Origin of the sequence: Streptomyces sp. NPDC050988, assembly GCF_044456225.1 — a bacterium.
Taxonomy (GTDB): Bacteria; Actinomycetota; Actinomycetes; order Streptomycetales; family Streptomycetaceae; genus Streptomyces.
Map to the genome: position 1 here is coordinate 554,436 of NZ_JBITFQ010000001.1, position 23,474 is coordinate 577,909.

The 23,474-nt window shown below is 70.4% G+C and carries 18 protein-coding genes; 6 read left to right on the forward strand and 12 right to left on the reverse strand.

The window, feature by feature from the left end:
• Positions 1-83 precede the first annotated feature (83 nt).
• From ACIBEI_RS02450 to ACIBEI_RS02470, 5 genes are all read right to left on the reverse strand, one after another.
• Positions 84-2,099 (reverse strand): endo-beta-N-acetylglucosaminidase, encoded by a 2,016-nt coding sequence (locus ACIBEI_RS02450; RefSeq protein ID WP_398884236.1) that lies wholly within the window; start codon positions 2,097-2,099, stop codon positions 84-86.
• A gap of 36 nt (positions 2,100-2,135) precedes the next feature.
• Positions 2,136-3,362 (reverse strand): glycosyl hydrolase, encoded by a 1,227-nt coding sequence (locus ACIBEI_RS02455; protein ID WP_398885077.1) that lies wholly within the window; start codon positions 3,360-3,362, stop codon positions 2,136-2,138.
• Between the two features lie 167 nt (positions 3,363-3,529).
• The gene (locus ACIBEI_RS02460) at positions 3,530-4,441 is read right to left on the reverse strand and encodes a carbohydrate ABC transporter permease (protein WP_398884238.1); all 912 of its coding nucleotides are present in this window, start codon (positions 4,439-4,441) and stop codon (positions 3,530-3,532) included.
• Positions 4,438-5,379, reverse strand: a complete 942-nt coding sequence (locus tag ACIBEI_RS02465) for a carbohydrate ABC transporter permease (protein WP_398884240.1) — start codon at positions 5,377-5,379, stop codon at positions 4,438-4,440. Before ACIBEI_RS02465 ends, ACIBEI_RS02460 begins: the two co-directional genes overlap by 4 nt.
• A 5-nt stretch (positions 5,380-5,384) precedes the next feature.
• Positions 5,385-6,668 (reverse strand): ABC transporter substrate-binding protein, encoded by a 1,284-nt coding sequence (locus ACIBEI_RS02470; RefSeq protein WP_398884241.1) that lies wholly within the window; start codon positions 6,666-6,668, stop codon positions 5,385-5,387.
• A 259-nt stretch (positions 6,669-6,927) separates the two neighbouring features.
• Between ACIBEI_RS02470 and ACIBEI_RS02475 the strand changes: the two genes are divergently transcribed.
• A complete protein-coding gene (locus ACIBEI_RS02475; RefSeq protein ID WP_398884243.1) occupies positions 6,928-8,046 on the forward strand; it encodes a LacI family DNA-binding transcriptional regulator in 1,119 nt (372 codons plus the stop codon).
• 157 nt (positions 8,047-8,203) lie between these two features.
• Here ACIBEI_RS02475 and ACIBEI_RS02480 read toward each other — a convergent pair whose 3' ends face one another.
• Together ACIBEI_RS02480 and ACIBEI_RS02485 are read right to left on the reverse strand one after the other, a co-directional pair.
• Positions 8,204-9,760 carry an alpha-L-fucosidase gene (locus tag ACIBEI_RS02480; RefSeq protein WP_398884244.1) on the reverse strand — a complete coding sequence of 519 codons (1,557 nt, stop codon included), beginning with the start codon at positions 9,758-9,760 and terminating at the stop codon, positions 8,204-8,206.
• Positions 9,761-9,818: 58 nt separating this feature from the next.
• Complete coding sequence (locus ACIBEI_RS02485; protein ID WP_398885079.1) at positions 9,819-11,657, reverse strand: family 20 glycosylhydrolase; 1,839 nt, start codon at positions 11,655-11,657, stop codon at positions 9,819-9,821.
• A 319-nt stretch (positions 11,658-11,976) separates the two neighbouring features.
• Here ACIBEI_RS02485 and ACIBEI_RS02490 point away from each other — a divergent pair, with 319 nt between their 5' ends.
• Positions 11,977-13,404 (forward strand): amidase, encoded by a 1,428-nt coding sequence (locus tag ACIBEI_RS02490; protein ID WP_398884246.1) that lies wholly within the window; start codon positions 11,977-11,979, stop codon positions 13,402-13,404.
• 110 nt (positions 13,405-13,514) lie between these two features.
• Here ACIBEI_RS02490 and ACIBEI_RS02495 read toward each other — a convergent pair whose 3' ends face one another.
• Both ACIBEI_RS02495 and ACIBEI_RS02500 read right to left on the reverse strand, forming a co-directional pair.
• Positions 13,515-13,997 (reverse strand): GNAT family N-acetyltransferase, encoded by a 483-nt coding sequence (locus ACIBEI_RS02495; RefSeq protein ID WP_398884248.1) that lies wholly within the window; start codon positions 13,995-13,997, stop codon positions 13,515-13,517.
• Between the two features lie 74 nt (positions 13,998-14,071).
• Complete coding sequence (locus ACIBEI_RS02500) at positions 14,072-14,242, reverse strand: hypothetical protein (protein ID WP_398884250.1); 171 nt, start codon at positions 14,240-14,242, stop codon at positions 14,072-14,074.
• A 392-nt stretch (positions 14,243-14,634) separates the two neighbouring features.
• Here ACIBEI_RS02500 and ACIBEI_RS02505 point away from each other — a divergent pair, with 392 nt between their 5' ends.
• From ACIBEI_RS02505 to ACIBEI_RS02520, 4 genes are all read left to right on the forward strand, one after another.
• Positions 14,635-15,723: an S-(hydroxymethyl)mycothiol dehydrogenase gene (locus tag ACIBEI_RS02505; protein ID WP_143634622.1), complete on the forward strand. Its 1,089-nt coding sequence runs from the start codon at positions 14,635-14,637 to the stop codon at positions 15,721-15,723.
• Positions 15,723-16,352, forward strand: a complete 630-nt coding sequence (locus ACIBEI_RS02510) for an MBL fold metallo-hydrolase (protein WP_398884252.1) — start codon at positions 15,723-15,725, stop codon at positions 16,350-16,352. The genes ACIBEI_RS02505 and ACIBEI_RS02510 overlap by 1 nt, the downstream gene beginning before the upstream one ends.
• A 199-nt stretch (positions 16,353-16,551) precedes the next feature.
• Positions 16,552-17,007, forward strand: a complete 456-nt coding sequence (locus tag ACIBEI_RS02515) for an HD domain-containing protein (RefSeq protein ID WP_398885081.1) — start codon at positions 16,552-16,554, stop codon at positions 17,005-17,007.
• An 82-nt stretch (positions 17,008-17,089) separates the two neighbouring features.
• A complete protein-coding gene (locus tag ACIBEI_RS02520) occupies positions 17,090-17,902 on the forward strand; it encodes an SDR family oxidoreductase (protein WP_398884254.1) in 813 nt (270 codons plus the stop codon).
• Positions 17,903-17,945: 43 nt separating this feature from the next.
• On the opposite strand, the gene ACIBEI_RS02525 is transcribed toward ACIBEI_RS02520, so the two are convergent.
• From ACIBEI_RS02525 to ACIBEI_RS02535, 3 genes are all read right to left on the reverse strand, one after another.
• Positions 17,946-19,442: an SDR family NAD(P)-dependent oxidoreductase gene (locus ACIBEI_RS02525; protein ID WP_398884256.1), complete on the reverse strand. Its 1,497-nt coding sequence runs from the start codon at positions 19,440-19,442 to the stop codon at positions 17,946-17,948.
• A 158-nt stretch (positions 19,443-19,600) separates the two neighbouring features.
• Entirely contained in the window at positions 19,601-20,944 is a 1,344-nt protein-coding gene (locus tag ACIBEI_RS02530; RefSeq protein WP_398884258.1) for a wax ester/triacylglycerol synthase family O-acyltransferase, read from the reverse strand.
• A 165-nt stretch (positions 20,945-21,109) separates the two neighbouring features.
• Entirely contained in the window at positions 21,110-23,458 is a 2,349-nt protein-coding gene (locus ACIBEI_RS02535; protein WP_398884260.1) for a GH92 family glycosyl hydrolase, read from the reverse strand.
• Between the last annotated feature and the right edge of the window lie 16 nt (positions 23,459-23,474).

Below are 23,474 nucleotides of genomic sequence, written 5' to 3' on the forward strand. Positions count from 1 at the left end.
GTGCTCCGTAACTCCGTTGTGCGGGTCGCTGCTCGGTGTCGGTGGTCAACACCGGCTTTCGATGGTGACCACCTGGTCGGCGGTCACCAGGTGTGTGTGACGGTAGCGGGGGCCGACGCGGTGTAAAGCTCCCCCACGGCCCGCAGTTCGAACCTCGCCGTGGACTCACCGCCCTCGGGTGTCAATCCGCCGACGAAGAAGGCCCGCTGGGCGGTGCCGCCGAGGAACCGCCGGGTGCCGTCGGGCAGGACCCGGTGCAGCGTGTAGTGGCGTACGTCGCCGGGGACGGCCCGCCACGCGAAGCGCAGGTCGCCTCCCGAGGCGCCGGTGATGGCCAGGTCGGCCGGGACGGAGGGGCTCTGGGCGGCCTGGTTCCGTACGGCTATACCTCCGAGCCGCCACTTCACCGCGCCGCCGGACCCGGTGAGCCGGACACCGAGGCCGTGGACCGTGCCGCCCGCCGGCAGACCGGTCAGCCGTACGGTCGAGGTCCCCCAGCCGCTGCCCACGGTGACCGGGTAGTACGTGTACGCGTACGGCTGGCCCGCGCCCGACGCCTCTGCGGTGGCCACGGCCAGCTCGACCGTCACGCTCCCCGATTCGGCACGGTGGGTCAGTTCGACGACCGTGTCCTCGCCGAGGGGGAGCCTGGTCGCGTACAGGTCGAGGGTGGCGGGCGCGTCCAGGGCGCCGGCGACCAGGACGCTGCTGCCGCCGCGCCAGGCGTCGGCGAAGTCGAAGGTGACGGCGGGGCGCGCGCCGGTCGTGCGCACCACCCAGCGCCGGGACGGCAGCCGGTCCTGGAGGCCGAGGTGGTTCCAGGCGGCTGTCGACGTGACCTTGCCGTCCTCGTACCAGCGCAGTCCGTGCCCGGTGTTGAAGGTGCTCGCGAAGGGGGTCGAGGTCACCGTGGAGCGGTCGGCGACTGATACGGCGGGCGCCCGCCAGGTGTCGGTGGCGTCGGGCTTCGCCGGATCCAGCGACCGTCCGGTCCAGAAGCGGTCGTCGGCGGCGTGGAAGTCGCCAGGGGTACGCCCGGCGGGCAGGTGGTTGCGGGTCCACTCGGGCCGGTAGAAGCCCACCGAGACGACGTGCGACGAGCCGCTGGGCACCATCGCGTCCCAGTTCACGGAGCGGTTCCAGCCGCTGGCCTCCACATCGACGCCCGCCCACAACTCGTAGCGGCTGCGGCCGAGTTGCTGGGCCGTGGTGCCCGAGGAGGCCAGAGTGCTCGACGACCAGCGGAAGTCGACGAACATCGAGTCGGCGGCCTGGAAGAACACCCTGTTCTGGTTGTTGAGGGCGCCCTGCCAGCTCACCGAGCCGCTCACGGTCATGGAGTCGTACCAGGTGACGCGCAGCCCCTTCGCCGCGCTGAGCGACTTGAGCTCGGTGAGGAAGCCGAGCATGTCGGTGGCGAGGGCGGCGTTCCCGCCACTGGTCTCGGCGTTGACGAACCAGCCGTCGAACCCGTACGCCTCGGCGACCGCGACGAGTTGCGAGGCCAGCGGATAGTGCCCGGCCGCGTCCTTCTGCACAAGGTCGCGGGTCCACTGGAGCTGACCGCCGTACGCGACGGGCGGCAGGAAGATGTTGCCGAGGACGGGCACACCGTGCCGGTGGGCGGCGTCCACGATCGGCGCGTTCGGGGCCAGGATCAGGCCCTCGCCGGAGGAGCCGCCCCAGAAGACCAGCTCGTCCACGTACGACCAGTGAGTGAGGGCGTAGTAGTCGGCGTTGGCCGCGCCCTGCGAGGGGTTGCTCGCGGTCGGGCCGAAGGAGACAAGGGACTGGATCCGGGCCTGGCCCGAGCGGGCCGTCGTGTTCGCCGGTGTCGGGGTGAAGCGGGCGGCGAGCGGCACGGACGCCGCGTTGAACGCCAGGTCGGTGTCGTCGGCGGCGCTCCATGCCTTCAGGCTGCGCCAGGTGATGCCGGCGCCGGGGGTACCCGAGGGGAACGAGTCCGGGTACCAGTAGGACGCGTACGGCTGGAGTGCGGCAGCGGCCTCCGGCCCGGCGGTGGCGGGTGAGGCCGGGAGCAGGGCTGCCACGGCTCCGGTGCCGGCGGCGAGCAGGACGGTGCGTCTGGTGGGGTTCACGAGCAAGTGCCTCCTTGTGGGAGTTCTTGTGGGGGACTACGGAACCTGTTCGGGAGTGACGACGTCGGTGATGCCGCGGGCGGCGAGGTGTTCCTCGTCGTCCGCGCGTGAGGCGAGCACGGTGGCCGGGCGGGCGCCGTCGGCGGTGAGCCGGAAGAACGCCTCGAAGACGGGTCCGCCGGGCGCGCAGAGCGAGCGGTCGGCGGGGTTGTCGGGGACGACGAGCGCGGTGGTGCGGGTCTTGGGGGCGTAGGTGCGCTCGCGCGCCGAGCCGGCCATGCGCGCGAGTGCCCGTGCACTGTCCTTGGGGCGGCGGTCGTTGGTCAACAGGCCCAGCCCGTATTCGAGTTCGGGAAAGTCGGCCAGGTCGCGGGACACGTCGTGGGAGCACCACCAGGTGATGCCCCACAGGTCGGTGCAGTCGAGCGCGTTCGCGACGGTCGCCTCGGTGAAGGCGGCGGCGTGTTCGGCGGGGACCAGCGGTGCCGGGGCGCCGACCTCCTGGAGCCAGACCGGGCGGGACGGGTCGTCGGCCCAGGCCTTGGACAACTCGATCAGATAGGCGGCGTGGTGTTCGGTCGCGACTCCGGTACGTCCGTGCCGCTGGGCCGTGCCGTTGAAGACCCACGAGTGCACGGCGGTCACCGCGCCGCGCCGGGCGGCCTGAGCCGGGGTGAACGGCATGTCGTCCTGGTACCAGGCCGCGTCGTACTCCGCGTGCAGATGCAGTTTGCCCGGCGCGCCCTTCTCACAGGCGGTGAGCATCCGCTCCAGCCAGGCGTCGATCTGGGCGGGCTCCGCACGGTCGGGGTCTGGATGGGGGCCGGCCGAGAACTGGTTGACCTCGTTGCCGACGGTCATGCCGATGAAGTTGGGCCGGTCGGCGAGGGCCGCCGCGAGGGTCCGCAGGTACTCCGCCTGCCCCTCGACGACATCGGGATCGGTGAACAGATTCCGCCGGTGCCAGGTCTGTGTCCACGCGGGCAGGAAGTCGAAGCTGGACACGTGCCCTTGCAGGCCGTCGACGTTGACGTCGAGTCCGCGATCGGCGGCCGCGTCCGCGAGGTCGACGAGCTGCTCGACGGCCCGCGGGCGGATCAGCGAACGGTTCGGCTGGAAGTAGGGCCAGATCGGGAAGACCCGGATGTGGTCCAGGCCGAGTGCGGCGATGGAGTCGAGGTCGGCCCGTACGGAGTCGAGGTCGAAGTCCAGCCAGTGGTGGAACCACCCTTCACTCGGGGTGTAGTTGACGCCGAAGCGCACGACAGAAGGCGGCATGCGGGAGTCCTGGTTCTGGGGTGCGTACGTGGGGGTGTGGGGGACTTGCGGGCGGCTCAGCCCGGGGTCGGTGTAGGCGGCTCGGCCTGAGGTCGGTGTGGGCGGCTGAGCTCGCGGTGGTGTGGGCGGACGAGCCCGTGGTTGCCGGGGGCTCAGCCCTTCACCGCGCCCTCACCGACACCGCGGAAGAAGTACCGCTGGAGGCAGGCGAAGAGGGCGATCAGCGGTGCCACGGCGATGATCGTGCCCGCGGCGACGAGCCGTTCGTCGTTGGCGAAGGTGCCGTGAAGGTAGTTGAGGCCGATGGTCAGGGTGAACTTGTCCGGGTCGCTGAGCACGATGAGCGGCCACAGGAAGTCGTCCCAGGCGCCCATGAAGGCGAAGATCGCGACGACGGCGAGGGTGCCCTTCACCGAGGGCAGGGCGATCCGTAGGAACCGCTGCCAGACGTTCGCCCCGTCCACGTAGGCCGCCTCCTCGATCTCGTAGGGAAGGTTGAGGAACGCGTTGCGCATCAGCAGGACGTTCATCGCGCCGATGCAGCCGGGCAGGACGACCCCGACGAGGGTGTTGTTCAGACCGAGCTCACGCATCGTCGTGAACTGGGCGATGATGATGCCTTCCACGGGCACGAGCATCGCGAGGATGAACACGAGCGTGGTCACCTTGCGGCCGCGGTAGCGCAGCCGGGCGAGCGCGTAGCCCGCGAGCGCCGAACCGACGCAGTTCGTCACGACGTTGGCGGTGGCGACCTTCAGCGAGTTGAACGCGTAGTCCCATACGGGGATGGTCTGGGCCACCCGGTCGTAGTTGTGCAGGGTCGGTTCGCTCGGCAGGAACCTGGGCGGCGAGCTGAAGATGTCCTCGGTCGGGCCCTTCAGCGAGGTGGACAGCTGCCACACGAACGGGCCGACGGTGAGCGCGAGGACGGCGATCAACAGCAGGTAGCGCAGGGCGAGTTCCCACACCCGGACGCTCCGGCCGTGCTCGTCGGTGACGCGCTTGCGGCGGGGCGCCGCCTCGGCGACGGTCGGTTCCTCGCGCACCTTCTCGGCGATGCTCACGCGTCCTCCTTCCGGTCGGCGCGCAGCACGAGCAGCATCAGCGCGACGGTGACGACGAAGACGACGACCGAGATGGCGGAGGCATAGCCGACGCGGCCGGTCAGGCCGGTGCCGGTGCGCTGCACGAGCATCACGAGCGTGGTGTCCTCGCCCGCGGGGCCGCCGTCCGGGCCGGCCATCAGGTAGACCTCGGAGAACACCTTGAAGGCGGCGACCGAGGAGAGCGCGCCGACCAGCACCATGGTGGAGCGGACGGCGGGCACGGTGACCGTGAGGAAGCGGCGGATCGCGCCCGCGCCGTCCACCGCAGCGGCCTCGTGCAGCTCGCGCGGCACGTTGGCGAGCGCGGCCAGATAAATGATCATGTAGTAGCCGAGGCCCTTCCAGACCGTGACGGCCATGGCGCTCAGCAGGAGCAGCCACTGGTCGCTGAGGAAGCCGACCCTGCCGACGCCGATCGTCTCCAACAGCGAGTTCACCAGGCCGCGTTCGTCGAGCAGCCACACCCAGATGAGTCCCACCACGACGATCGACGCGACGACCGGGGTGTAGAAGGCCGACCGGAAGAAGGCGATGCCGGGGATGTTCTTCTGGACCAGGAGCGCGAGCAGCAGGGGCAGCAGGACGAGCGCGGGGACCACCCCGAGGACGTACAGCGTGCTGTTGCGCAGGCCGATCCAGAACATCTCGTCGTGCAGCAGCTCCCGGAAGTTGGCCAGGCCCACGAACTCGCCGGGGATCAGGGTCCGGCGGTCGGTGAAAGCGTTGACCAGCGTCGAGACGAAGGGGTACAGGATGAAGATGCCGACGACCAGCAGCCCCGGGGCAGCGAACAGCCAAGGGCTGGTGGGCAGTTGGCGCCGCACCCGCGCGATCTCGGAAGAGGCGGCACGGTGAGGGGCTGCGCCGGAGGACGCGGTACTGGAGGAACTCGCCATGTCTGTCAGCCCTGCTGCTTGAGCAGCCGGTCGCACGCCTTGACAGCGTTGTCGAGGGCTTCCTTGGGGCTCACCTTGCCCTGGAGCGCCTTGGCGACGGAGTTCCGCAGCTCGGTCTTCATCTGTTCGCTGAACAGGACCGGCGTGTAATTGACCGCGTTCTTCAGGGACTTGGCGGCGGCGATCCGGACGCGGGTCTCGTCCGTGCCGTCCCCCTCCGTGAAGTACGGGTCGTCCAGCGAACCGGCGGTACTCGGGAAGATCGCGACCTTCTTGGCGAACGACATCTGGTTCTGCGCGTCCGTGACGAAGTGCGCGAAGGCGACCGCGGCGGGCGTCCGCTTGGTCCGGGCGTTGACCATCACGCCCATCACATACATGTTGACCTTGCCGGTGCTGGTGATCTGGTCGGTGATGCCGATGTTCTTGTAGAGGTTCGGCGCCTGCTTCTTGAAGTTGCCGAGGTCCAGGGCGCTGCCCGGGTTCATGGCGACGGCCCCGGTCAGGAACTTCTTGCCGGACGACTCGGGGGTCGCGGTCAGCGCCTGCGAGTCGAGCGCCTTGGCGTCGTACAACTCCTTGTACTTGGTGAGGAGTTCGACCCCCTTGGCGTCGTTGAACGCGAAGGCGGTGCCCTCCTTGTTCATCAGCTCGACGCCGTAGCGGCCGAAGTCCTCGACGGTGGGCACGTTCGCGAGCGTGGCGACCTTGCCGTCGCTCTTGTCGGCCAACTCCAGTGCGTCGTCGAAGAGTTCGTCATACGTCTTCGGAGGCTTCGACGCGTCCAGGCCGGCCTCCTTGAACAGCGACTTGTTGTAGAAGAGCGGGCCGGTGTTCAGATACCAGGGGAAGGCGTACGTGCCCTCCATGCCCGGTATCTCGTGGCTCGCCCAGGCGCCCGGCAGGTACTCCTTCTTGTACTTCGCGGCGGACTTGTCGAGGTCGAGCGCGAGGCCGGCCTTGGCGAGCGGGGCGACGAGGTCCGGCGAGACGTTCACGACGTCGGGCAGGGTGCCGCCGGCCGCGTCCGCGCTGATCTTGTCGGCGTAACCCTCGGCGGGCTGGTCGACCCACTTCACCTTCGTGCCGGGGTACTTCTTCTCGAAGTCGGCGATCAGGCCCTCGAAGTACGGCTTGAAGTTGGCCCTCAGGTTCCAGGTCTGGAAGGTGATGTCGCCCTCGACCTTGCCGGAGGCGTCCGTGGAACCTCCCTCGTCACCTCCGGAGCCGCAGGCGCTGAGCGGCAGGGCTAGGGCGACGACAGCGGCGGCGAGTGCTCTGCGAGGCATGCGCACGGTGACCGGGCTCCTTTGCGACGGTGTGGGTCGGAGGTGACGGGCAGACCTTGCATCCATCCCGGTGGGGAAGTCAATGGATTCCGCCTCGCTAAATTCATTAGCTGGATATCAGCCCAGGTCATAGGCTTTCAGATCGCCTCTTGCAACCGATCACTAATGCGCTTTAGAGTGACCTGACTCAAGCGCATTAGTGCGGAGCCCCATTGAGCAGGGCTTCATTGAGCAAGGCTTCATGAAATGGGGAGCAAGGTTGCCAGCCAAGCGGTCTCCCGCGCGCCGGCCGACGATGAAGGACATCGCGCAGCGCGCCGGGGTCTCCGAGAGCGCGGTCTCTTTCGCGCTCAACGACCGGCCGGGGGTCTCCGAGATCACCCGCGACCGGGTGCGCCGGGTCGCCGAGCAACTGGGCTGGCGGCCCAGCACGGCGGCACGCCAGCTGTCGGGAGAGGGCGCGGCGACGGTCGGTCTCGTCCTCGCCAGGCCCGCGGACACCTTGGGCGTGGACTCGTTCTTCCTGCAGCTCATCTCCGGCATCCAGGAGGTCCTGGCCGAGCGTCATCTCGGCCTGCTCTTCCAGGTGGTCGAGGACGTCGACGACGAGTGCGCGGTGTACCGGCGCTGGTGGGCGGAGCACCGCGTGGACGGGGTGCTGGTCGTCGACCCCCGGACGGACGACGCGCGCCCGGACCTGCTGGACGAACTGGGTCTGCCCGCGGTGGTCATCGGCGGTGCGCCGGACGCGCGGCACCCGGGTCTGTCCACCGTCTGGGCGGACGACGCGGGCGCGATGGCCGCCGTCGTGGACGAGCTGTCCGCGCTCGGGCACCGCCGGATCGTGCACATCGCGGGCCTGCCCGGCCTCGCGCACACCGAGCGCCGGATCCGTACGCTGCGTGCCGAGGCCGATCGGCGCGGGCTCGCCGAGGTGCGCTCGGTGACCACGGACTACTCGGACGCGGAGGGGGCCGCCGTCACACGGCGGGTTCTGGCAGGCGGGGTTCTGGGGGGCGCGGTTCAGGGGGGCGCGGTTCAGGGGGGTGGCGCTGTGGAAGGCGGCGTCGCGGAGGGCGGTTCGCGGCCGACCGCGCTCATCTACGACAACGACGTGATGGCCGTCGCCGGAGTCGCCGCGGCGACGGAGCTGGGCTTCTCCGTGCCGGGTGACGTCTCGGTCGTCGCCTGGGAGGACTCGGCACTGTGCCGCATGGTCAAGCCGTGGCTGTCGGCGTTGTCCCGGGACACGGTGGAGTTCGGGCGGATCGCCGCGAAGGAGCTGACCTCGCTGCTGGACGGGGGGCCGGCGCGGGCTGTGCGGGTGCCGGTGCCGCGGTTGATCTCTCGGGAGAGTACGGGGCCCTGCGGGGCTTGAGCGGGAGGGTGTTGGAGTGGTCGTCGCTGGGCGGCGGCCACCCCCTATCCGCGGGGGCGGGGCGGTGGGCGTGGTGTGGTCTCTGCGGGCCGGTGGGGGCTGGTCGCGCAGTTCCCCGCGCCCCTAGAAGGGGCGCGGGGCCACCCCAGCACCCCTGTCAGAGGCGCGAGCGGTGCAGCTCGAACTTGGACAGGTGTGGCGTCCGGCGTGAGCTCGTTACCCGTATGCGCCATCGGCGGGCCCGTACGGGGGCCAGCAGGAGCAGGATGCGGCTCGCGCCGAGCGTGCCCGCTTCGGCCACCCGTGTCCAGACACCGCCGGACTGGGCCTCGACCACGAAGCCCTCCACCTGTTGCCCGTGCCGGATGTCCTCGGCGAGGCGGATGCGGTTCACCTCGCGGGCGCGGCCGAGGTCGACCGTGATCGTGCCCGGGGAGGTGGTGACCCGGGCGCCGTGGGCCAGGTCCTCGGGCAGTTCGCGGTCGATGCGTTCGCGGAACTCCCGTAGGCGCGTGACGTCGGCGGCCGGGAGGAGGCCCTGTTTGTCCGGGGGCACGTTGAGCAGAAGTACCGAGTTGCGGCCCACCGAGCCGAAGTAGATGTCCGTCAACTGCTGTACGGACTTGGGCTGTTGGTCGGCGTGGTAGAACCAGCCGTCCCGGATGGAGACGTCGGCCTCGGCCGGCCACCACTGCAGGTAGTCGGCCACGGGCTGTGCGGCGACCAGGGCGTCCCGGCCGCCCATGTCGGGCGCGTCGTACGAGAGCGCGAAGTCCATGCGTCCGTTGTCCTTCTCCTGGACGGGGACGACGCTCCACTCGTTCTCGCGGGCGAACCCGCCCTCGTTGCCGACCCAGCGCACGTCGGGTCCGGACACGGCGACCGTGGCGTCCGGAACGAGGGTCCGGATCAGCGTGTACCAGCTGTCCCAGTCGTACTTCTCGACCTTGTCCGGCGGGATCCGGCCCTGGGCACCGTCGAACCAGACCTCGTCGACGGGCCCGTACTCGGTGAGGACCTCGTAGAGCTGGTCGAGCATATGGGCGCCGTAGTCGGTGGCCGGGAGAGTGAAGGTGGGCCCGTCCGGGCGGTCGTCACCCGGGACCGGGGTGGGGATGGTGCGCTGGGAGCGGGCGCTGCCGTTGGCGTACACGCCGTGCAGGTACTGGTTCTCGTCGGCCGGTGAGATGTAGACGCCGACCTTGAGACCGTGGCGCCGCATCGAGTCGGCGAACGAACGCAGGACATCACCCTGGCCGCCCTGCCAACTGCTCGACGCCACCGAGTGGTTGGTGTAGCGGGACTGGTAGAGCACGAAGCCGTCGTGGTGCTTGACGGTGAGGATGGCGAGCTTGAAGCCGCCGTCGCGCAGGGCGCGGGCCCACTGGTCGGTGTCGAGGCCGGTCGGCTGGAAGACGTCGGGGTCCTCGTCCCCGGTGCCCCATTCGAGGCCGGTGAAGGTGTTCACGCCGAAGTGCAGGAAGGCGGTGCGTTCGAGGGCCTGCCAGGCGATCTGCCGTTCCGTGGGCCGGACTTGGGAGGCCTTGCGGACCAGTTCCTCCGGGGTGTCGTCGGGGCTCACGGGGATCCGGTACCACGGTTCTTCGGGAGCAGCTGTGGATGCGAAGGCGGAGGACGCGAGGGCCAGGGACGTACCGCTGGACGCGACGAAAGCGGCGGCGGCCGTGACGAAGAGACGTCTGGAGACTGGCATGCGGGTCGGACTCCTCAGGTCGGCAGGTCAACGGGCTTACGGGCTACGGCTCTGTGGGTCATCCGGAGGTCAACCGCCATACGGTGGGCGGTTGTTGGTCCGGCGGGAACTGCGCCAGCCGACCGTCGTCGGTCACGTGCACTGCCATCTGCGTGATCGCGTTGACGAGCCGGTAGCCGTCCTGCACGGGCGCCAACTGCCAGCGCTGCACGGTATTCGCGGGGTCACAGGTCTGCCGGGACACCTCGACACCGGGCTGGAGCGGTACGTTGAGGGTGAGCTTGCCGCCGCGTACTTCGAGGCAGCCGTTCGCGGTCTTCAAGGTCGCGTAGCCGTCCGGGGTGCGCTTCACCTCGGCCGTCACGGTCGTGCTCCCCGTGCGGAAGGTGTACGTCCCGTCCGCGACCGGCACACGGGTGAGGTCCCGCCATCCGGGCGCGTGGCCCACGGCCGCCGCGCGAGCGGTGAACTGCGCGTACGTGGCGTCCGGGTGGGGGCTGCCCCACGTTGCCTGCGCGACGTGCCGCAGTGCCGGATCCGTGTCGACCGCGACCTCGTTCTCGGTCTCGCCGCGACCGTTGTCGGGCCAGAGGCTGATCTTCGCCCCGGTGATGCCCTGGCGCGAGGCGAGCTTCTCGCCCTCGAAGCTGCGCGGGTCCCAACTCTGGTCGTACAGGCCCTTGGTGTCCGAGTGGAAGCCGCCGCGGACCAGGTAGAGGGCGTAGGCCGCGTTCATCAACGGGTAGCCCTGGGCGCGAAGTTGGCTGGGCTTCATCGCCACGTTCAGCCAGTGCTCGACCGTCGTCCCGGCCGTGACGGGCACGGTGTTGGCGCCAGTGAGGCCGTCGTTCCAGATGCGCAGCTTCCTGCCCTTGTCCGCCGCGTAGGCGTGGACGCGGTTGACGAAGTCGATGAACGCGTCCTGCGGGGTGGCGTTCGCACCGTACTTCGCCCGGGCGTACTCCAGGACCTGCGGGTACTTGGCGAAGTCCGAGCCCAGCATGTACTCGTCGGCGCCCATGTGCCACGAGTCGGCCTTGAAGACCTCCGCGTACTCGTCCATCAGGCTCGTGTAGTAGGCGAAGGCCTCAGGACGCGTGATGTCGAGCCGGGACGGCTGCTTGTTGCCGTCGGAATCGGTGAGCTGGAGATCCGGGCGGTTCTCGATCCAAGGGTCCATGTGCCCCGGGGAGTTGATCTCCGGAATGATCGTGACGTGGTACTTCTCGCCGAGGGAGACGAGACGTCGTATCTCGTCCTTGGTGTAGTAGCCCCAGGTGTTGGCCTCGGGGTGCGCGTCGCTCTTCACCTTCAGTTCGAGCAGCAGTTGGTTGAGCTTGTTGTACGCCATGTCGCGTACGAGGTTCTCCAGCCAGGCCGTCGTGATGTGGATGTAGCAGGCGCAGACGCCGACGCCGCGCTCCTCGTACTGCGGTACGTCGACGGTGCGTCCGGCGGGCAACCGGTCACCCTGGGCGAGGAGTTGGAGAATGGTCCGGGTGCCGTAGAAGGCGCCGGTCTCGGTGGCACCCGTCACGGACAGGCGTTTGCCCGCGCGGAGTTCGTACCCCTCCTTGCCGAGCCCCTCCTTGCCGAGCGCGGCCCGCTCGGGCGCGACATCGACAACGATGTCCCCCGTACGCGCTCCCCCGCCGACGACGGGGACGCTGCCGTGGCCCGCCGCGCGCAGGTCGTCGGCGAGGGTGTCGGCGACGCGGCGCTCGGCCTTGCCGTCCGCCACGAGGCGCGTGCCTCGCCCGTAGACGTACTGTCCGGATTCCGGCGCCCAGTCGGACAGCGCGGGAACGGTGACCGGGGTCGCCGGGCCCGCCTTCTCGTCCCCGCCTGCCGCCTGGGCCACCGGGACCGGGGCCACGAGCAGCAGCAGCGCCGCCATCACGCCGACCAGCCGGGACCGTCTTGGATACGTACTCCTGGCATCCGTACGCACGGGCACCTCCCAATCATCGGAGGTGTGATGATTGAGCTGGCTTCAGGGCCTGTCAATGGGGTCTGAAGTCAGCCAAGTTGACCCAGTGGTCGGATGACCTGCCACTCCACGCGAACAGCGGGACAGCCTCGGCGCGAAAAGTCCAAGAGGACCGGAGCGAATGTCCAAGCGCGGTGGCTCTCGACGGGATGGCTCGCGCCGGGGCACAGTGCTCCTCGTAACTCGCTCGTACTCACCGGTAATCACACGCCCCCGAGGAGCCACCGTGACCAGCTGGGCCGGCCGGACCGCCGCCGAGATCGCCGCCGCCGTACGGGAGAAGCGGGTCACGCCCCGCGAGGTGGTGGCCGAGCACCTCGCCCGGATCGAGCTGCTCGACGCCCGCGTGGGTGCCTTCCGCACGCTGCGCGCGACGGCGGCGCTCGCCGAGGCGGACGAGGTGGCGGCCCGCGCCGACCTGGCCGAACTGCCCCTCGCGGGCGTGCCGGTTGCAGTCAAGGACAATCTGGCGGTACGCGGCGAGTCCACCCGCAACGGCACCGCCGCGAGCCCGGACACTCCGGCCGCCGAGGACCATGTCACCGTGGCGCGGCTGCGCGCGGCGGGCGCGGTCGTGGTGGGGCTGACGAACTGCCCGGAACTCTGCGTCTTCGGCACCACGGAGGGCGTGCACGGCACGGCCCGCAATCCGTGGGACACCACGCGCACCGCGGGCGGCTCGTCCGGCGGCAGCGCGGCCGCGGTCGCCGCCGGCATGGTGCCCATCGCGCTCGGCAACGACGGCATGGGGTCGCTGCGCATACCCGCCGCCAACTGTGGGCTGGTCGGGCTGAAGCCGGGGCACGGCGTCGTCCCGGCGGGCATCGGCCACGGTGACTGGTTCGGGATGTCCGAGAACGGGCCGCTCGCGACGACGGTCGAGGACGCGCGGCTGATGTTCTCGGTCCTGGCCGGGACGGAGGCCACGACTGCGGGTTCGGCGGAGGGCTCCGCGGTGGCCGCGACCGACGTCGTACGGGCCGGGGAGCCCGTCACCCGGACGGTCGCCGTCTCCGTGCGGAGTCCCCTGGTGGGGGTTACCGTCAGCCGGCCCTACGCCGACGCGGCCCGTGCGGCGGGCGAGTTGCTGGCGGGTGCGGGACATCGGGTCCGGCGGGCGGATCCGCCGTATCCCGTGTGGCTGGGGACGACCTCGCTCGCGCACTGGACCGCGGGGACGGCGGTGGATGCGGAGGGGCTCGATCCGCGGCGGCTGGCTCGGCGGACTCGGGTGCACGCGGCCCTGGGGCGACGGTTTGTGGGGTCGGTGCGGGGTGGGGTGCGGCGGGAGCAGTTGCGGGAGCGGTTCGAGCCGTTCTTCGCGGAGCACGAGGTGCTGCTCACGCCTGCCCTTGCCCGGCGGGGGCCCGCCGCCGCGGAGTGGCACCGGCGGGGGTGGCTGCGGAATGTGTTGGTCAACACGAACTATTCGCCGTTGACGCCGCCGTGGAATCTGACGGGGTGGCCGGCTGTGGCTGTGCCTTTTGGGACGCTGGCGTCGGGGGTGCCGGGGGCTGTCCAGCTGGTGGGGCGGCCCGGGAGTGAGGCTGTGTTGTTGGAGTTGGCGGGGCAGTTGGAGGAGCTGCGGCCTTGGAAGCGGACGGCTCCGCTGGGGGGTTCGGGGGATTTGGGGGATTTGGGGGAAGGGTTGTAGGTCGGCTGTGGCTGGTCGCGCAGTTCCCCGCGCCCCTAAAAGATGGGGGTTGCCCGTAACCCTCGTAAGAAGTGTGCCGCCCGCGATCCTCGAAGTAGGGCCCTGACCCGTCAGAGGACCCGGTGCATCACATGCAAGCCCACGCTGCCCTTGGTCGGGTGGGCGTAGGCGTCCGGGATCGTGCCCACGATGGTGAAGCCCAGGGAGAGCCAGAGGTTGACGGCGGGGTTGGTTTCGACGACGGCGTTGAAGACCATCGCCCGGTAGCCGTCGGCCTTGGCCGTTTCGAGGACGTGGTTGGCCAGGGCCCGCCCGATGCCCCGGCCCGAGTGGTCCGGGTCGACCATGAAGCCGGCGTTGGCGATGCGGTCGGCGGGGCCGCCGTAGTTGGGCGTGACGTAGGCGGAGCCGACCACCGCTCCGGTGGCGTCCTCGGCGACGTACACGCGCTTGCCCGGGGCCATCCACAGGGCGCGGGCGTCCTCTTCGGACGTGTCCGGGGCCCAGGCGTAGGTCTCGGCGGCGGCGACGATGCGGTGCCAGAAAGGCCAGATCCGCGGCCAGTCACCGGCCGCGGCTTCTCTGATCAGCATGGACGTGAGTCTGGCACGCCCATGCCGATCAGCGATCGTGAGGGTCCTGCGGATCCTGCCGTGGACCTGGGCGGTCAGTCCACGCTGGGCAGGATGTGGGGCTCGGCGAGGTCGTCCTCGTAGCCCGCCAGGCGGATGGGTGCGGACCTGGCCCAGACGTCCAGACTGCCGAGCTTCTCCGCCCGGCCTGCTTGCTCTGTACGTTCCTTGGGGCCCTGATCGAGATTCGTCTTCTCCGGTGTCACCGCGCACTCCTTATGTGTCGGTCACCCTCGGGGCGTGCAGGACCACTCTGCTACCGGTCGCCTGACGCCCGCTCGGGTCTGAGTAGAGGCCGTTCGGACGCGGTGGCGCCGGTCAACTCGTATGAGAGCAGGCCGTGGTGACCGGCTTGTCCCGGGACGGACCGTGGGTGTGGGTGGGACCCAAATAAGCTGTCCGTCCCGTACAGGGTAACCAAATGAGCGGGCGTCCGCTCGATGGGGCTGAAAACTAGGTGTAACCGTCTGAAGTCTTTCAGGGTCCGTTCAGGCCCCGGTCGGGCGTGTTTCACTCGGTTGTCCACAGGCTCGGATCCACTCGACCGGCCCTGTGCCAACATGATCAACGCCCCATTGTCCACGCGAAGGAGCCCGACATGGCCGCCCAGCAGGTACGCGGTGTCATCGCCCCCGGTAAGAACGAACCGGTGGAGATCCGGACGATTCTCATCCCGGACCCGGGTCCCGGCGAGGCCGTCGTGAAGGTGCAGGCCTGCGGGGTCTGTCATACCGACCTGCACTACAAGCAGGGCGGCATCAGCGACGACTACCCCTTCCTTCTCGGCCACGAGGCGGCCGGTGTGGTGGAGGCGGTCGGCGAGGGCGTCACCGACGTGGCGCCCGGTGACTTCGTCGTCCTCAACTGGCGTGCGGTGTGCGGCCAGTGCCGTGCCTGTCTGCGCGGCCGCCCCTGGTACTGCTTCAACACGCACAACGCCAAGCAGAAGATGACCCTGGAGGACGGCACGGAGCTCTCCCCCGCCCTGGGCATCGGCGCCTTCGCCGAGAAGACCCTGGTCGCGGCCGGCCAGTGCACCAAGGTCGACCCGTCCGTGTCCCCCGCGGTCGCGGGCCTCCTCGGCTGCGGCGTGATGGCCGGCATCGGCGCCGCCATCAACACCGGCAACGTGGGCCGTGGGGACTCGGTGGCCGTCATCGGCTGCGGCGGCGTCGGGGACGCGGCGATCGCCGGCGCGAACCTCGCCGGCGCCGCGCGGATCATCGCCGTCGACATCGACGACCGGAAGCTGGAGAAGGCCCGCACGATGGGCGCCACCCACACGGTCAACTCCAAGGAGACGGACCCCGTCGAGGCGATCCGCGAGCTGACCGGCGGCTTCGGCGCCGATGTCGTCATCGAGGCGGTTGGCCGCCCCGAGACGTACAAGCAGGCGTTCTACGCCCGGGATCTCGCGGGCACGGTGGTCCTGGTCGGTGTGCCGACGCCCGAGATGAAGCTGGAGCTGCCCCTGCTGGACGTCTTCGGCCGCGGCGGCGCCCTCAAGTCGTCCTGGTACGGCGACTGCCTGCCCTCGCGCGACTTCCCGATGCTGATCGACCTGCACCAGCAGGGGCGCCTCGACCTGGCGGCCTTCGTGACGGAGACGATCGAACTGGACGCGGTGGAGCAGGCCTTCGACCGCATGCATCAGGGCGACGTACTGCGCTCGGTGGTGATGCTGTGATGGCCGCCCGTATCGAGCATCTGGTCACGTCGGGCACCTTCAGCCTGGACGGCGGCACCTGGGACGTCGACAACAACGTCTGGATCGTGGGTGACGACTCCGAGGCGGTGGTCATCGACGCGGCGCACGACGCCGACGCCATCGCCGAGGCGCTCGGCGACCGCACGCTGCGGGCCATCGTCTGCACCCACGCCCACAACGACCACATCGACGCGGCCCCCGCCCTCGCGGCCCGCACGGGCGCTCCGATCCTGCTCCACCCGGACGACCTCCCCCTGTGGCAGCAGACCCACCCGGACCGTCTGCCGGACGGCGAGCTCACCGACGGGCAGCAGCTCTCCGTGGCGGGCGTGGAGCTGACCGTCCTGCACACGCCGGGCCACGCGCCGGGCGCCGTGTGCCTGTACGCCCCGGAGCTGGGCACGGTCTTCACCGGGGACACCCTGTTCCAGGGCGGCCCGGGCGCGACGGGCCGGTCGTTCTCCCACTTCCCGACGATCGTCGAGTCGATCCGGAAGCGGCTGCTCGCCCTGCCCCCGGAGACGGTGGTCCGTACGGGTCACGGCGACTCGACGACGGTCGGCGCCGAGGCCCCGCACCTTCAGGAGTGGATCGACCGGGGGCACTGAGCCGAGGCCGCCGAGAGACAGCACTGCCCGTCCCGGGAACCGCGGCCCGGGGCAGGCGGTGCGGGGTGGAGCCGGGCGGGGCGGGGCATCCCGGGCATTCCACGGCTCGCAGTTCAGTTCCCGTTGGCTCGGTCGAAAGCTGGCCATGATCTGCTGACGCGTGGCAACGGCCTTTCTCGCCCGCAGGGAGGACTGGCGCATGGAGCTGCGCAGTGTCGAAGAGCTGATGGATCTGCTGCACGCCTGCCGAGGTTCCCGGAACTCCGCCGGTCACGGCGGCGCTCCGGTCGATCTCCACGATCACGCGCTGCAGACCGCGGCGCTACTGCGCCGAAGTCGCCCCGCCGACAAGGAACTCCAGGTGGCGGGCCTGGTGCATGTCATCGGGCAGCTGTTGCGGCCCGGTGATGTCGCGGCGCACGCCGACCACGCGGCCGACACGGTTCGCCCGCTGCTCGGCGAGCGCGTCTCCCGTCTCGTCCGCCTCCACAGGGACGGGTGGGAGGACGACCCGGTCATGGAGGACGTCCAGATCCTGCGACAGGCGGACGAGGCCTCGTGGGCGTCCGGCCTCGATGCCGGGGTCCTGGAGGACTGGCGCACGGTGCTGGAGCTGGTCGCGGCACGTCACGCACGACCCAGGACAGTCGGCTGACGCCCACACGCCCGCGCCCGCCACTCAAGCACGGTCCAGCGGAGGTCTGTTGACTGACGATCCGTCATGAGACCGTACGCGGATGACGTCGCCGTACGGACTTCAGGGCAGGGTCGCCGTCGTCACCGGGGCCTCGCGCGGGATCGGGCTGGCCGTCGCCGAGGGGCTCGTGGCCGCGGGGGCACGGGTGTGTGTCACGGGTCGGGACGCCGAGGGGGTACGCCGGGCCGCCGCGAAGCTGGGTGCCGTGGGGCTGGCAGGCACCGTGGCCGATCCGGCGCATCTGCGGGAGCTGACCGAGCTGGCGATGGACGAGTTCGGCCGTATCGACATCGTGGTGAACAACGCGGCGACCAACCAGCCGTACGGCCCGCTCATGGACGCCGACCCGGACCTCTGGCGCGAGGCGTTCACGGTCAACGTCGAGGCACCACTGCGGCTGGTCCAGTACGCGTGGCGGGCCTGGATGGCCGACCACGGCGGCTCGGTGATCAACATCTGCACCGAGGGCGCGACACACGTGGGCCCGAACGTGGGCGCCTACGGCACAAGCAAGGCAGCCCTCCTCCACCTCACCCAGCAACTCGCGGGCGAACTGGCCCCCGGGGTCCGGGTCAACTCCGTCTCCCCCGGCCTCGTCCGCACCGAGATGGCCCGCTTCGTATGGGAACAGGCCGAGAACGAACTCGCGGCCGCACTCCCCCTGGGCCGCATCGGCGAACCGGAGGACATCGCCCGCGCGGTGGCCTGGCTGGCCTCGGACGCGGCGGAGTGGATCACGGGGACGGACTTGCTGGTGGACGGCGGCACGAGGGTGCGCGCGGCAGCGACGACCACGCCGTACACCGTCCACGACCAGCTGCGGGCACGGGCCCCAGGGGCCTCGCCCCGATAGGGGCGCGGGGAACTGCGCGACCAGCCCCCACACACCCGCAGACTCACCACTTACCGGGCGCGTAGTCCTTCAAGAACACCCCGAACAGGTCCTCACCCTGTTCCCCCCGAACGATCGGGTCGTACACCCGAGCCGCCCCGTCGATCAGATCGAGCGGCGCGTGAAAGCCCGCGTCAGCGAGCCGCATCTTGTCCGGATGCGGCCGCTCATCGGTGATCCACCCGGTGTCGACGGCGGTCATCAGGATGCGGTCCTTCTCGAACATCTCCTGGGCACTGGTGCGCGTGAGCATGTTGAGCGCGGCCTTGGCCATGTTGGTGTGCGGGTGGCCCGCACCCTTGTAGCCGCGGTTGAAGACGCCCTCCATGGCGGAGACGTTCACGATGTACGTGCGGTCGGCCCCGGCGGCCGACATCGCCGCCCGCAACCGGCTGATGAGGATGAACGGCGCGGTGGAGTTGCAGAGCTGGACCTCAAGCAGCTCGACCGGCGTGACCTCCTCGACGGCCTGGATCCAGCTGTTGGTGTCGTGCAGGTCGGGCACGAGGCCGCCCGCGTCGATCGCCGTACCGGCCGCGATCCGCTCAAGGGACGCCGAGCCGGAGACGAGGGCCAGGCCAGTGACGTCGTCGGCGGTCAGCGCGCCACCCCCGGCGACCGGAAGCGCGGACACCGCTCCGGAGCCGAACGTGCCGATCACCTCGGCGGGCGGCAGTTCACCGGCGGGCAGCGGCCCCGACTCGGCGGCGAGCAGCTCGCTGTAGGCCCCCGGGGAGCGGCGTACGGTCTGGGCGGCGTTGTTGATCAGGATGTCGAGCGGGCCCTCGGCGGAGACCGAGTCGGCGAGCGCGACGACCTGGGCGGGGTCGCGCAGGTCGATGCCGACGATCTTCAGGCGGCCGATCCACTCGTCGCTGTCGGGCATGGCCTTGAAGCGGCGAATGGCGTCGTTCGGGAAGCGCGTGGTGATCGTGGTGTGCGCGCCGTCCCGGAGCAGCCGGAGGGCGATGTACATGCCGATCTTGGCGCGGCCGCCGGTGAGCAGCGCCCGCTTGCCGGTGAGGTCGGCGCGGGCGTCGCGGCGGGCGCGGTTCTCGGCGGCGCAGTTCTGGCAGAGCTGGTGGTAGAAGTAGTCGACCTCGACGTACCGCGCCTTGCAGATGTAGCAGGAGCGGGGACGTTGGAGTATCCCCGCGATCTGGCCCTCGTCCGTCACCGATGACGGCAGGATGCCCTCGGTCTCGTCGTCGATGCGCTGGGCGGAGCCGGTGGCCGTGGACTCGGTGACCGCCTTGTCGTGGGCGGTCTTGGCGGCCCGGCGTTCCTGGCGGCGGCGCTGCTTGACCGTGCGGTAGACGCCGGCGGTGGCGCGGCGCACGGCGATGGCGTCGGGGTGGTCGACCTCGATCTTCTCGAGTTCGTCGAGCACGCTGAGGCAGACGGCCAGCCGCTCCGGGTCGATGCCGGGACCGTACGAGCCCTCCGGAGCCTTAGCCGTGTCCACGGCGGGGGCCGCCTGGCTGTCCTCTGTCACCGTCATCGCCGTTGCCGTTCCTAAGGTTCCGCGCCGCGCTCGAACCGCGCTCGCTTTCGAAGGCGGAATTTTACGGAGCCCAGGGCAAAGGCACCAAACCCGAGATGATCACCGGTCTCTTCCGGGCCCGTGGCGGGTGGTCCACGGGACCCGGAAACGGCGCTTCAGGGCGTGCAGGCGGCGAGCAGTTCCTCCACCTCGGCGGTGAGCGACTTGGCGAACCGGTCGAGGTCCGGCACGGCCTCCGCGTCGGCGACGAGACCGTAGTGGACCCGTCCGCGGAAGGTGGAGACCGCGACCGCGAGGGACTGTCCGCGGGCCAGCGGCGCGAGCGGATAGACCTCGGTGAGCGGGCAGCCGCCGAGCTTCATGCCGAGGCTGGGCAGCGGCACGCTGGTGACCAGGATGTCGAAGAGCAGCCGGGCGGCCTGGCCGACGACGGGCCCGCCGATGCGGTGGCCGAGCGCGGGCACGTGGTCGGCGAGCAGTGCGACGGCGCCCGCGCCCCGGTTGGGGCCCGCGTCCTTGTTGCGGTTCATGGCCGTTCGGACCGTGTCGAGCCGTCCGAGCGGGTCCGGGTCGTCGACGGGAAGCCTTATCAAGTAGCCGGAGAGCCGGTTGCCCTGCGGGTGGGCGGTGCGCGGGCGGCGCCGTGAGACGGGGATGAGGGCGCGGGGCGCCACGCCGTCGCTGCCGTCGCCGCGCTCGTCCAGCCAGCGGCGCAGGGCTCCGGCGACGACGGCGATCAGCACATCGTTGACGGTGCCGCCCGCGCTCTTGCGGATCTTGTGGATCTCGTCGAGGTCCACGTTCACGCCCGCGACGCGGCGGGTGCCGGTCGGCTCGGAGACCAGGGCGGCACAGGAGCGTACGCCCCAGGTGGCGCGGGCGACGGAGGCGCCGATGTCGAGGGCCCGGCCCACGTCGGAGAGCGTGCCGCGGACGAGTCCGGGCAGCTTGCGCACGTCGGGGAGTAAGCCGCGCGAGGCCTCCTTGGGGCGGGGGCGGGGCGTCGGCATGTCCATGGGGTCCATGAGCGCCGCGGCGAGCGTCAGTGCCCGCAGTCCGTCGGCCAGGGCGTGGTGGAACTTGAAGAGCACGGCGAACGAGGTGCCGTCCACGCCGGGCACCACATGGGCCTCCCACGGGGGCTTTCCGCGCTCCAGGGGGCGTTGCATGATCGCGCCCGCGGCGGCGTGGAAGTCCGCGACGGGTGCGTGCAGTCGGATGTGGTCGAAGGGTTCGAAGTCGTTCGCGGGTTCGCGGGCCGCGCCACCGAAGGCGAAGGCCAGCGGCTGCCGCGGGTCGAACGGCTGCCAGATGTCGCGGATCCGCATCCGCAGCCCGGGGACGCCGGCCGCGCGGGCCGCGAGGAGGTCGGCGGCGTGCGCGGCCGCAGCGGGCGAGTTGGCCGCGAAGATCCCGAGGGCCCCGAGGTGCATCGGATGCTCCGCGGACTCGATGTTCCAGAACGCCAGGTCGAGAGGTGCGAGAAGGTCAGAGGTCAAGGGCTTGGCTCTCGCGTCGACGACGGGTGAGCAAGCAGTCAATCCCGGGCAGGCGATTACGGTCAAGTACGATCAAGCTACGCTCAGTTAACAGCAGATTAAGTCCCGCCACCGGTGGCGGTGGCGGGACTCGTGTGGTCTATGGGGTCAGCTCAGTGGGCGATGTCACTTCAGGACGGGCGGCGCGGCGTCCGGGGCCGTGCCCCAGTCGGACGGTTTACCGCCCACGGTGAAGGCCAACTCGCGGATGCCCCGCAGCTCGCCGGTCGTCAGGTACGTACGGTCGTGTGCGGCCCCGTCACCACGTACCGACCGGATGTACCGGCGCCCGTCGGAGACGTCCGGCCCGGCTGTCACGGTCAGCGCGCCTAGCGGGTGGTAGCGGCGGTCGAGCGTGATGTCCACCCGTTCGAAGACCGGTGTGGACAGGCCCCAGGTGTCGAATCCGGGCTGCACCGGGAAGATCCCGATCGACGACAGGACGTGCCAGGCGGACATGGTCCCCAGGTCGTCGTTGCCGGTCATGCCGGTCGGCGCGTCCGTGAAGAGGGTCAGCGCGGCGTGCACCACGTCGGTGGTCTTCCAGGGCGTACCGGTCGACAGATAGGTGTAGGGGGCGATCAGGTCGGGCTCGTTCTGGGGGTTGTACTTGTCGGCGTTGTAGTAGGCGTAGGGCCCGTTGACCCACACCTCGCGGGCGGTCTTCGCGGGGTCCTTCATCATCTGGTCGTAGGCGAAGAACGCGTCGAGCCGGTCGTTCGCCGCCTGCCTTCCGCCGATCAGGTCGATCATCCCGGGCAGGTCCTGCGGAACGAGCCACTGGTACTGCCAGGACGTGCCCTCGTGGAATCCCTCGGTCCTGGCCGGATCGGCCGCGCCGGTGAAGGCGCCCGAGCCGTCCCGTGCCCGGAAGAAGCCGGTCGAGGGGTCGAAGATCCGCCGGTAGTTCTGGGCGCGGGCGGCGTACCGCTCGGCGTCCGCCTCGTGTCCGAGATCCCGTGCCATCTGCGCGAGCATCGCGTCGGACAGGGCGTACTCCAGCGTCGCGGACGCCCCGTGGTCGTAGTCCGAATCACCCGGCTTGGCGTGCGGGCGGCCCTTGAGGCGGGGCACGAATCCGTCGGCGATGTACTCCTTGTTGCCCTCCCGGCCCAGCGCGGGCGAGCCCGCGGGCGGCACCCCGTCGGCGTTCTTCTTCAGCGCCCTGTAGGTCTCCTCCTCGTGCCCGTCCAGCAGGCCCTGCTGGTAGGCGTTGGTGAGGAACGGGGTGACCGGATCGCCGGTCATGATGTTGGTCTCGATCGTCCCGTAGCCCCACTTGGGCAGCCAGCCGCCCTCCTCGTCGATCTTCAGGACGGAGAGCGCCATGTCACGCGACTCGCGCGGCGCGAGCAGGGCCAGGAGCTGCGCCTGGGTGCGGTACGTGTCCCACAGCGACCAGTTCTGGTAGTAGGTGAAGCCCTTCTCGCGGTGGACCTTCCCGTCCCAGCCGGTGTAGCGGCCGTCCGCGTCGCTGCCGATGTTCGGGGCGAGGAAGGACCGGTAGAGAGAGGAGTAGAAGGTGCGCCGTTGCGTGTCCGAGCCTCCTCGCACCCGTACGTCGTCGAGCCGGGCCTCCCAGGCCCGCCGCGCCGAGTCCCGGACGCTGTCGAAGGAGCGGCCTCCTTCGGAGCGGAGGTTCACGGCCGCGCCCCGCGCGTCCACGTACGACAGCGCGGTGGTCGCCTCGACCGTGCGGTCCTTCGTCGTGTCGAAGCGGAGGTACGCGCCGTTGCGGCCCGTGCCGGCCGAGCGCGTCGAGCCCTCGGTGACCGTGTCGCCCTGCCACGTGCCGGACGTGGTGAACGGCCGGTCGAAGCGGGTGAGGGTGTGGACGGTGTACGGCCCGGTGGCGCGGCAGAAGCCGCTGCCGGTGATCGAGCTGCGTACCGTGCGGTCGTCGAGGATCTCGATCGTCGTGGAGACCGTCTTGTGCAGCGACTGGCCGGCGTTCAGGAGGACGTTCGCCTTGTCCGTGGCCGGAAAGGTGTAGCGCTGCACACCGGTACGCGCGGTGGCGGTCAGCTCGGCGTCGATGCCGCTCTTCAGGCCGACATTGTAGTGGCCGGGGCTCGCCTTCTCCGAGTCGTGGCCGAACTCGGCGGCGTACTTCGCGTAGTCGGTCTGTGTGACGTCACCCGTGGTCGGCAGGACCGGCAGATCCCCGCCCAGGCGGCAGCCGACACCGGACAGGTGGACGAGGGAGAAGCCGCGGATGTGGCGCTGCGAGTAGTCGTAGCCGGTGTTGTGCCCGGTGTCCGGGGACAGCTGCACCATGCCGAAGGGCACGGCGGCGCCCGGGAAGGTGTTGCCCTCGTTCTGGGTGCCGATGAACGGGTTGACCAGCTCGGTGAGCCGGTCCTCCCCCGGCTCGGCGGCCCGGACGGCGGGAGCGGTGAGGCCGCCGACCAGCCCGAGCAGGGCGGCAGCGATCACCGCCGCCGTACGCGGGCGCGGGCGTCCGGTCCATCTCATACGCGGGTCCTCCGTG

What these genes read in the sequence shown, in the direction of transcription:
- ACIBEI_RS02465 (WP_398884240.1), bottom strand. Translation starts at nt 5,379, where the DNA reads ATGGCGAGTTCCTCCAGTACCGCGTCCTCCGGCGCAGCCCCTCACCGT.
- ACIBEI_RS02470 (WP_398884241.1), bottom strand. Translation starts at nt 6,668, where the DNA reads ATGCCTCGCAGAGCACTCGCCGCCGCTGTCGTCGCCCTAGCCCTGCCG.
- ACIBEI_RS02480 (WP_398884244.1), bottom strand. Translation starts at nt 9,760, where the DNA reads ATGCCAGTCTCCAGACGTCTCTTCGTCACGGCCGCCGCCGCTTTCGTC.
- ACIBEI_RS02485 (WP_398885079.1), bottom strand. Translation starts at nt 11,657, where the DNA reads ATGGCGGCGCTGCTGCTGCTCGTGGCCCCGGTCCCGGTGGCCCAGGCG.
- ACIBEI_RS02495 (WP_398884248.1), bottom strand. Translation starts at nt 13,997, where the DNA reads ATGCTGATCAGAGAAGCCGCGGCCGGTGACTGGCCGCGGATCTGGCCT.
- ACIBEI_RS02505 (WP_143634622.1), top strand. Translation starts at nt 14,635, where the DNA reads ATGGCCGCCCAGCAGGTACGCGGTGTCATCGCCCCCGGTAAGAACGAA.
- ACIBEI_RS02510 (WP_398884252.1), top strand. Translation starts at nt 15,723, where the DNA reads ATGGCCGCCCGTATCGAGCATCTGGTCACGTCGGGCACCTTCAGCCTG.
- ACIBEI_RS02515 (WP_398885081.1), top strand. Translation starts at nt 16,552, where the DNA reads ATGGAGCTGCGCAGTGTCGAAGAGCTGATGGATCTGCTGCACGCCTGC.
- ACIBEI_RS02520 (WP_398884254.1), top strand. Translation starts at nt 17,090, where the DNA reads ATGACGTCGCCGTACGGACTTCAGGGCAGGGTCGCCGTCGTCACCGGG.
- ACIBEI_RS02525 (WP_398884256.1), bottom strand. Translation starts at nt 19,442, where the DNA reads ATGACGGTGACAGAGGACAGCCAGGCGGCCCCCGCCGTGGACACGGCT.
- ACIBEI_RS02535 (WP_398884260.1), bottom strand. Translation starts at nt 23,458, where the DNA reads ATGAGATGGACCGGACGCCCGCGCCCGCGTACGGCGGCGGTGATCGCT.